The sequence below is a fragment of the Coprococcus sp. RTP21204st1_G4_RTP21204_210225 genome (assembly GCF_040915385.1).
Taxonomy (GTDB): Bacteria; Bacillota; Clostridia; order Lachnospirales; family Lachnospiraceae; genus Allocoprococcus; species Allocoprococcus comes.
The window spans coordinates 1-1505 of sequence record NZ_JBCPDP010000061.1 but is presented as its reverse complement, the minus strand read 5'-3'; the positions used below and the strand labels follow the sequence as shown (position 1 = coordinate 1505).

The following is a 1505-nucleotide window of genomic DNA, read 5'->3' as shown; positions in this document are numbered from 1 at the left end:
GCCGACGAGGACTTCGCCCTGATGAACTACAAGAACTTCAAGGTGGCCGCAGGCAAGACCTTAAAATCCATCCTCATTTCCTGCAACGTGCGCCTTGCGCCCATCGCGACAGATGGCGTGCGCGAGCTTTTGACCTATGACGAGATGGAGATTGACACCCTTGGTGACCCGGATGCGAAGGTGGCGATTTTCGGCATCCTCTCCGATACCGACAAGACCCTCAGTTTCCTGTTCGCCATCCTCATGTGGCAGACCATCGACCAGCTGTGCCGAAAAGCCCTTTCGGATTATGGCGGGAAACTCCCGACCCCGGTGCATTTCATCTTCGATGAGTTCGCCAACATCGGCACTATCCCGCAGATTGAGGAGACCATCGCGGTCACCCGTTCCCGTAACATCGGCATCACCATCATCCTGCAATCCATGAGCCAGCTGGAAAGCAAGTACGATAAGAAGGCGCAGACCATCATCGACTGCTGCGACTCGACGCTCTTCCTCGGTGGCAAGTCCAACTCCACCAACAAGGAGATTGCGGAGATGATTGGCAAGCAGACCATCCATCAGATGACTTACAACGAGTCCACGGGGCAGTCCTCAAGCGCCAGTAAGAACTTGCAGATTCAGGGTCGTGACCTTATCGACGCAGCAGAAATCGGAAAGATGAGCCGCTTAAAGGCAATCCTGCTCATCGCCGGTACCAACCCGCTCATGGATGATAAGTACGACCCCCACGCCCATAAGCGATACCGCTATATCGTGGATAAGCGCAACTGGAAGCGTTTGCATAAGAACTCCTTCGATTTCGAGCGGTATCTGAAAAACGGCTGCGAGCCGTACACTCCCGATGAGGATACGGGTGCAGAGCTCACGGCATGGAAATGGGCGGCATGGAAAAAATCAAGGAAAGGTCTTCTGGGCAAATTGCTAAACCGGTAGTCACTTATAATTAAGAGAAATGCCACGCGAAAAAGGCAGAAAGGGGACGAATGGAGGAAGGAACTTGGAAACACTCGTCAAACTCGCCGCCCCGGCGATAGGAACCGCTGCGGGCGCATTCACCGTCGTGGGAATCATCTATCTCGGGATGACCCTCGCGGGACTTCTTCGCGGCGGGGGCGGGGAGATACGCAAAGCCGTTGCAATCATCGTCGCGGGACTTACCTGTATCGCCTTTGCCCATCTGTACGGTTACTAGAAAACAAGTAAACAAGAAAGGAATCAACCATGCTGGAAAACGTGAAAAACCTTCTCTCTGATGGTGTGACCGCCCTCGGCGGCATCCTCATCGTCTTCGGCCTTGTGAACCTTGGTCTTACCATCAAGGACGGTATGCAGGGCGGCGGCGGTCAGCTCTCCGGTGCCCTCGCCATGATTATCGGCGGTGCCATCGTCGTGGGTGCTGCCGTGTACTTCAAGACCGGTATCAATTGGGGTTCCCTCGCGGGTTAGAAAGGAGCGATATCTAACATGCTCTCTGTAGCAGTACACAAGGATATCGCCGAGTA

At 54.4% G+C, this 1505-nt stretch carries 3 protein-coding genes; 2 read left to right on the top strand and 1 reads right to left on the bottom strand.

Annotation, left to right across the window (positions count from 1 at the left end):
- Positions 1–936, top strand: a 936-nt coding sequence (locus tag AB5213_RS17090; RefSeq protein WP_368277029.1) for a VirD4-like conjugal transfer protein, CD1115 family, incomplete at its 5' end; no start/stop codon positions are given.
- A gap of 64 nt (positions 937–1000) precedes the next feature.
- Positions 1001–1195 carry a hypothetical protein gene (locus tag AB5213_RS17085; RefSeq protein ID WP_117527907.1) on the top strand — a complete coding sequence of 65 codons (195 nt, stop codon included), beginning with the start codon at positions 1001–1003 and terminating at the stop codon, positions 1193–1195.
- Positions 1196–1218: 23 nt separating this feature from the next.
- Here AB5213_RS17085 and AB5213_RS17080 read toward each other — a convergent pair.
- A partial coding sequence (locus tag AB5213_RS17080; protein ID WP_368277028.1) for a hypothetical protein occupies positions 1219–1505 on the bottom strand: 287 nt, incomplete at its 5' end.